General features: G+C 54.8%; 7 protein-coding genes and 1 pseudogene. 6 read left to right on the top strand and 2 right to left on the bottom strand.

Annotated features, from left to right (window positions below; all coding sequences use genetic code 11):
• The 5 genes from B3P58_RS10525 to lnt all read left to right on the top strand — a co-directional run.
• A partial coding sequence (locus B3P58_RS10525) for a TRAM domain-containing protein (protein ID WP_286717424.1) occupies positions 1–310 on the top strand: 310 nt, incomplete at its 5' end.
• Between the two features lie 104 nt (positions 311–414).
• Positions 415–1491 carry a PhoH family protein gene (locus tag B3P58_RS10520; RefSeq protein ID WP_414716566.1) on the top strand — a complete coding sequence of 359 codons (1077 nt, stop codon included), beginning with the start codon at positions 415–417 and terminating at the stop codon, positions 1489–1491.
• On the top strand, positions 1488–1967 hold the full coding sequence (ybeY, locus tag B3P58_RS10515; protein WP_286717422.1) for an rRNA maturation RNase YbeY: 480 nt from the start codon (positions 1488–1490) through the stop codon (positions 1965–1967). Before B3P58_RS10520 ends, ybeY begins: the two co-directional genes overlap by 4 nt.
• Entirely contained in the window at positions 1964–2806 is an 843-nt protein-coding gene (locus B3P58_RS10510) for an HlyC/CorC family transporter (protein WP_145469563.1), read from the top strand. The genes ybeY and B3P58_RS10510 overlap by 4 nt, the downstream gene beginning before the upstream one ends.
• A 43-nt stretch (positions 2807–2849) precedes the next feature.
• Positions 2850–4352, top strand: coding sequence for an apolipoprotein N-acyltransferase (gene lnt / locus B3P58_RS10505; RefSeq protein ID WP_286717419.1), 1503 nt, complete (start codon positions 2850–2852; stop codon positions 4350–4352).
• On the opposite strand, the gene B3P58_RS10500 is transcribed toward lnt, so the two are convergent.
• Positions 4336–5139: a FadR/GntR family transcriptional regulator gene (locus B3P58_RS10500; RefSeq protein WP_286717418.1), complete on the bottom strand. Its 804-nt coding sequence runs from the start codon at positions 5137–5139 to the stop codon at positions 4336–4338. The genes lnt and B3P58_RS10500 overlap by 17 nt on opposite strands.
• Positions 5140–5448: 309 nt before the next feature.
• Here B3P58_RS10500 and B3P58_RS10495 point away from each other — a divergent pair, with 309 nt between their 5' ends.
• Positions 5449–5814, top strand: a complete 366-nt coding sequence (locus B3P58_RS10495; protein WP_145469566.1) for a DUF6164 family protein — start codon at positions 5449–5451, stop codon at positions 5812–5814.
• A 10-nt stretch (positions 5815–5824) separates the two neighbouring features.
• Here B3P58_RS10495 and B3P58_RS10490 read toward each other — a convergent pair.
• Positions 5825–6053 (bottom strand): annotated as a pseudogene (locus B3P58_RS10490) (8-oxo-dGTP diphosphatase MutT); the annotation flags it as partial.

Below are 6053 nucleotides of genomic sequence, written 5' to 3'. Positions count from 1 at the left end.
GGCCGCCAATCTGGAAGATGACACCCCGGAAGAGCTGAAGAAACAGCGTCTGCAGATTCTGCAGGCCCGTATCGTGCAGCATGCGCAGCAGATCAGCCGCCGCATGGTAGGCCGTGAAGAAACCATTCTGGTTACCGGCGTATCACGTAAAGATCCGGGCGAATTACAGGGCCGTACCGAAAACAACCGGGTGGTGAACTTCAAGGCCGACGATCACAGCCTGATCGGCAAATTCGTTAAAGTCAGCATCGAAGATGCGTACCCGAACAGTTTGCGTGGCATCCTGCTCAATCCAGAGTTAGCCTACTAACCTCATTCGTGATTTATGTGGCCAGGTCAGAGCCGGGCCACATAAACAAAAGCCCACAGAGAGAGTTCTCATTGACCCGCAAAGATACTGAGCAACCAGAATCCATTGAACCTGTCCAGTCTGCCGAGGCTGAAGCAGCCACACCAAACCGCCACAGCACCAGCTTTGCACTGGAACCTGATGATGCACAGCGTCTGGCCAATCTGTGCGGCCATTTTGACAGCCATATCGAGCAGATTGCCGACCACTTCGAGCTGGAAATCTACAACCGCGGTAATAAATTCACCATCGAAGGCAAGGTAAAACTGGCACAGCGTGCCGCCCTGCTGATTCAGCGCCTGTACCGCGAAACCGCCAATGGCACGCCAATCACACCGGATCTGATCCATCTGTTGCTGCAGGAAGACGGCAGCGAACAGGCCGCCGGACGCAAAGCCAAATCCGATTACGACAGCCGCACCATTAAAACGCCACAGGCCATCATCAAGCCGCGCGGTCCGCACCAGCTCGATTACCTGCAGCGTGTACGTGAGTTTGATATCAACTTCGGCGTGGGCCCGGCCGGTACCGGTAAAACCTTCCTCGCCGTTGCCGCCGCCGTCGAAGCACTGCAGCGTGACGAAGTAAAACGTATTCTGCTGGTACGTCCTGCGGTTGAAGCCGGTGAAAAACTGGGCTTCCTGCCCGGCGATCTGGCACAGAAAATCGACCCTTATCTGCGCCCGCTGTACGACGCACTCTATGAAATGCTGGGCTTTGAACAGGTTGCCCGCCTGCTGGAACGCAATGTGATTGAAATTGCACCGCTGGCCTATATGCGTGGCCGTACCCTCAGCCACTCGTTTGTGATCCTCGACGAATCGCAGAACACCACCAAAGAACAGATGAAGATGTTCCTCACCCGTGTTGGCTTTGGCTCCAAAGCGGTGATCACCGGTGACGTTACTCAGGTCGACCTGCCACGTGGCGTCTACTCCGGCCTGAAGCACGGTCTGGAAGTGCTCGATGGCGTTCCCGGTATTGGCATTACCCGCTTTACCAACGCCGACGTGGTTCGCCATCCGCTGGTACAGCGGATCGTTGATGCCTATGACCGTTTCGACGAAAAAGAAAAGCAGGCCGACGAAGAACGTAAGGCCGCCCGTCTGGCTGCAAAGCAGAACGACGAGGATGCGGTATGAACCTGTTGCTTGATGTGCAGCTTGCCGACGAGCTGGAAGGCTACCAGGCCTGGCTGCCCGGCGAAGAACAGCTGCAACTCTGGGCAAGCGCCGCGCTGAGCGGCCGCACCGATTTCGCCGAGCCGGAACTGACGATTCGCCTGGTCGCAGAAGAAGAAAGCCAGGAACTGAACAACGAGTACCGTGGCAAAGACAAACCCACCAATGTGCTGTCTTTCCCTTTTGAAGCGCCACCGCAGGTACCGATCGAACTGTTGGGCGATCTGATCGTCTGCGCTCAGGTGGTACAGCAGGAAAGTGAAGAACAGCGTAAAGCCGCCGAAGCCCACTGGGCCCACATGGTCGTGCATGGCTGCTTGCATTTGCTGGGGTACGACCATATAAAGGACGACGAAGCAGAAGTTATGGAAGACCTGGAACGCCAGATTATGGCCGGACTGGGATTCCCTGATCCTTATCCAGATGAGGCACCATGAGCGAAGACCGATCGGGCCAGCATCGTAGCTGGCTGGAAAGACTGACTGATTTATTCTCCGACGACCCGCAAAGCCGTCAGGACATCAAGGTTATTGTGCGCGAGGCTGCCGAGCGCAGCATTGTCGATAACGAAACCCTCAATATTCTCGAAGGCGCTCTGCAGGTATCTGAAATGCAGGTGCGGGACATTATGATTCCGCGCTCGCAGATGACTTCCATCAACGTCAACGATTCGCTCAAAGATTATCTGCCGCAGATCATCGAATCTGCGCATTCACGTTTCCCGGTGATGGGTGAAGGCCAGGACGAAGTGCTGGGCATTATGCTGGCGAAAGACCTGCTGCCATTAATCCTTAACGAAAATCGTGAAGAATTCCGCCTGAAAGAGGTGTTACGCCCAACAACCTTCGTTCCGGAAAGCAAACGCCTGAACGTGCTGCTGCGTGAATTTCGTGCGACCCGCAATCATATGGCGATTGTGGTCGATGAATTTGGCGGAGTTGCCGGTCTGGTTACCATCGAAGACGTACTTGAACAAATTGTCGGTGACATTGAAGACGAACACGACTTCGATGAAGAAGACAGCATGATCAAAGAAGTGGAAGACGGTATCACCATGGTCAAAGCCCTGACCCCGGTGGACGATTTCAACGAACACTTCAGTGCACGTTTTCCGGACGACGAATTCGATACCATTGGCGGCATTGTGGTACATCACTTTGGCCGGGTGCCGGAATGCAATGAAAGCATCCGCATCGAACAATGGCAGTTCAAGGTGGTCAACGGTACCAGCCGACAGATCAATCTGCTGGAAGTAACGCCCATCGACGCCGGCTGAGCCGGCGCATTAACCCTCACACATCTCATAATCAGGTAAAGCTATGGCAGGCTGGGCTGCGCGGGCGTTGTTATTGTTGGCGGGTGCGCTGTTTCCACTCGCCCTGGCTCCCCTTTTCTGGTGGCCGCTTGGCCTGTTAAGTATTGCGGTGTTCGTGCATTTTCTGTTGCAGACGGACAATGCACGTTCTGCCTTTGCCACCGCCTGGTGGTTCAGCCTGGGAAAATTCTCGGTCGGCATTTCCTGGATTTACGTCAGCATGCATGACCATGGCGGAACGCCTGCACTGCTCGCCGTGCTGATGATCGGCCTGTTTGCCGCCTTTCTAGCCACCTTCCCCGGTTTCTGGTTTGCCCTGCGCCAGCGCTTTCTCGGTCAGAGTCTGGCCTGGCTGACGATTCCGGTATTCTGGTTTCTGCACGAATGGTTCCGCAGCTGGTTTATGACCGGCTTCCCCTGGCTGTTTGCCGGTGATGCTCACCTCGGCACCTGGCTGTCCGGCTGGGCGCCGGTATTCGGCAGCTACGGATTATCTTTTATCTGTGTACTGACCGTGACCGCGCTCTACCGTTTCTGGCAGACACATCAGCCGGCTTTCCTGCTGGTGCTGCTGTTGTGGCCTGCTGGCCTGCTGTTACAGCAGCAGGACTGGACCCATAAAACCGGTGAGCTGAAAGTCAGCGCCGTACAGGGCAATATTCCTCAGGATCAGAAATGGCAGCGTGAGTGGATCAGTCCCACCATCAATGCCTATTTCCAGCAGACCAGCGAACACTGGGACAGTGATCTGATTCTGTGGCCGGAAACCGCCATGACGCTGCTGCTCGATCAGTTCCAGCCTTATATGGATGATATGGCGATTGAGGCACAGGAAACCGGCACTACAGTGATTACCGGCATTCCCTACCGCTATCCCCGTAGCCACGAACTGGCCGGACAGTTTCATAACAGCGTGATCGCCTTTGGCAACGGCGAAGGCATCTACCACAAGCAGAATCTGGTGCCGTTCGGTGAGTATGTTCCCCTGCAGGCGCTGATTCGCGGGCTGATTCCGTTTTTTGATCTGGATATGTCCAGCTTCCTGCACGGGCCTGCCAATCAGCCCCTGCTGAAAGTCGGCAAGCATTCAGAAGGCACAGAAGAGCTGTATCTGATTGCACCCTATATCTGCTACGAAATTGCCTACCCACAGCTGGTCAGCCGTATGGCACAGGATGCCGATTTTCTGATTACCGTCAGCAACGATGCCTGGTTCGGCGACTCTCTGGGGCCGAAACAGCATATGGCGCTGGCGCAGATGCGCGCGCTGGAAACCGGACGCTGGCTGCTGCGTTCGACCAATACCGGCATTACCGCACTGGTCGATAACAAAGGCCGGATGATGTCACGCTTACCCTATGAACAGCGGGCAACCCTGACCGGAACCGCAGAAATGCGTCAGGGCAAAACGCCTTATATGATCTGGGAGTTGTGGCCGCTGTATATCCTGAGCCTGCTGATTATCAGCGCAGCCCTGGTGGCTGCGCCGTTCAGGCAGAACCCGTGAGATGGCGCAGGCTGATGATATTGCGCCCATTGTGGAGCGGTGAACGCAATAATCTCGGCTGCTCCGGGATGTTATTCAGGTGCTCACGTAACGGTTTAGTCAGGGTATCGATGTACTGCTGGTATTGCTGAATCATCTCATCCAGCCGGTAATCCCCCTGCTGGGTGCGCATCAGCATCTGCACCTGATGATCCAGATGAGCACGCACATCAATCTGTTCAAACAATTTCTGGGTCAGCAAGCTGCGGATGCGGCGGGAGCTGGTTGATGAGGCCTGCAGTACCAGATTGCCGGTTGCTGTCATAATAGTGTCGATCATCTCCACTTCCAGATCAGCCAGTTCACTCATCGGCACTCCCTCGTTCAGCCCCTGATACATACGCTGTACCAGCTGCGGAATAACCGCATCCTCCGGGCTTCCTCCGGAGCGCTCACGTTTCTCCAGCGCCAGGCGAATAGCCGTCGGAATTGCGCGGTTAAATAATTCCAGACCGGCCAGCAACAGTTCACCGCCCAGCTCCAGCTCCGGTATGCGGTACAGATTATCAAGGAAATCCAGGCCCATATCACGGCGCACATCACCGACCCGGATACCTGAACCCTGCACACTGCGTACAGCGTTCATACGCCCTAAGGTACGTAGTGCCATGCGTAAGGAAGTACGATCAACGTCAAGGAACTCTGCCAGCTGACGTTCAGGTGGCAACTTCTCACCGGCCCGCAGATCGCCGGTAAAAATAAGGGAAATCAACAGATCAGCTATCTGATCCGGTAGGGTTTTGCTCATTATTATTATACTTATCTATTAGTGAGTCATTCATACGCCAGCTTCAGCCGGATGACCCAGTCTGGCGAAAATCCGGCAACGGTGCAATAGCCTGTATCCCATGTAACTGACCAGATCTTTACTTGCGCATTTGCAGATCCTGAACTAGCATTGGATTATCCAATTTGAGAAGTGCACACTCTCAGAGCTTCAGCCGCCACCTACGGGTCTGGCGGCTTTTTTATGCCCGCCATTCGCGGCCGGATTTAGCCGGAAGTTATACCAGCACTTTAGGTACAATAAGCACAAATTTCTGAACTGAAGATCACTATGGCCAAGCTGCTGTTCCGCCTCAATGGCGTTAATGAAGATGAAGCAGAAGATGTCCGCACCCTGCTGCAGGATGCCGGAATAGAATTTTACGAAACCGACGAAGGCCGCTGGCGTATTTCTGTGGCCGCCATCTGGCTTCGCCACAATGACGACTATGAACAGGCGCGCGGTTTACTTGATCAGTATCAGCAGGAACGTCTGCAGCGTATACGCAGCGAATATGAACAGCAACAACAGGAAGGCAACACCCAGAGCATGCTGCAGCGCTGGCTGGAGCAACCCGCAGAGCTGATTATGACGCTGATTGCGGTACTTCTGGTTCTGGGCCTGACCCTGTGGCCGTTTCTGTCACTGGGTCAGTGATAAGAGCCTATCAGCCCAGACGGGCGCAAACAGCATCGAGAATTGGCTGGTTAGCTGCGGGGAATTCAAACTCAGCCAGGCGGGTAAAAGGCAGCCAGCGTACTTCCTGACCTTCCGCACCGTGAGCCAGCAAGGCGGAATTCATATCCGCCTCGACCCAATACACATCCAGCAGCACGCTTTTATCCGGATAATCGAAAGGGATCTGCAGCAGCGGTGACATAGACTGCTCCGTCACA

Origin of the sequence: Thalassolituus sp. UBA2009 (genome assembly GCF_002335285.1) — a bacterium.
In the GTDB taxonomy this organism is placed as follows: Bacteria; Pseudomonadota; Gammaproteobacteria; order Pseudomonadales; family Oceanobacteraceae; genus Venatoribacter; species Venatoribacter alkanivorans.
Note: the sequence above shows the minus strand (reverse complement) of the source record. Positions and strands in the feature narration are given on the sequence as shown.

Coding starts and splice junctions, on each gene's coding strand:
- ybeY (WP_286717422.1), top strand. CDS start 1,488: ATGAACCTGTTGCTTGATGTGCAGCTTGCCGACGAGCTGGAAGGCTAC.
- B3P58_RS10510 (WP_145469563.1), top strand. CDS start 1,964: ATGAGCGAAGACCGATCGGGCCAGCATCGTAGCTGGCTGGAAAGACTG.
- lnt (WP_286717419.1), top strand. CDS start 2,850: ATGGCAGGCTGGGCTGCGCGGGCGTTGTTATTGTTGGCGGGTGCGCTG.
- B3P58_RS10500 (WP_286717418.1), bottom strand. CDS start 5,139: ATGAGCAAAACCCTACCGGATCAGATAGCTGATCTGTTGATTTCCCTT.
- B3P58_RS10495 (WP_145469566.1), top strand. CDS start 5,449: ATGGCCAAGCTGCTGTTCCGCCTCAATGGCGTTAATGAAGATGAAGCA.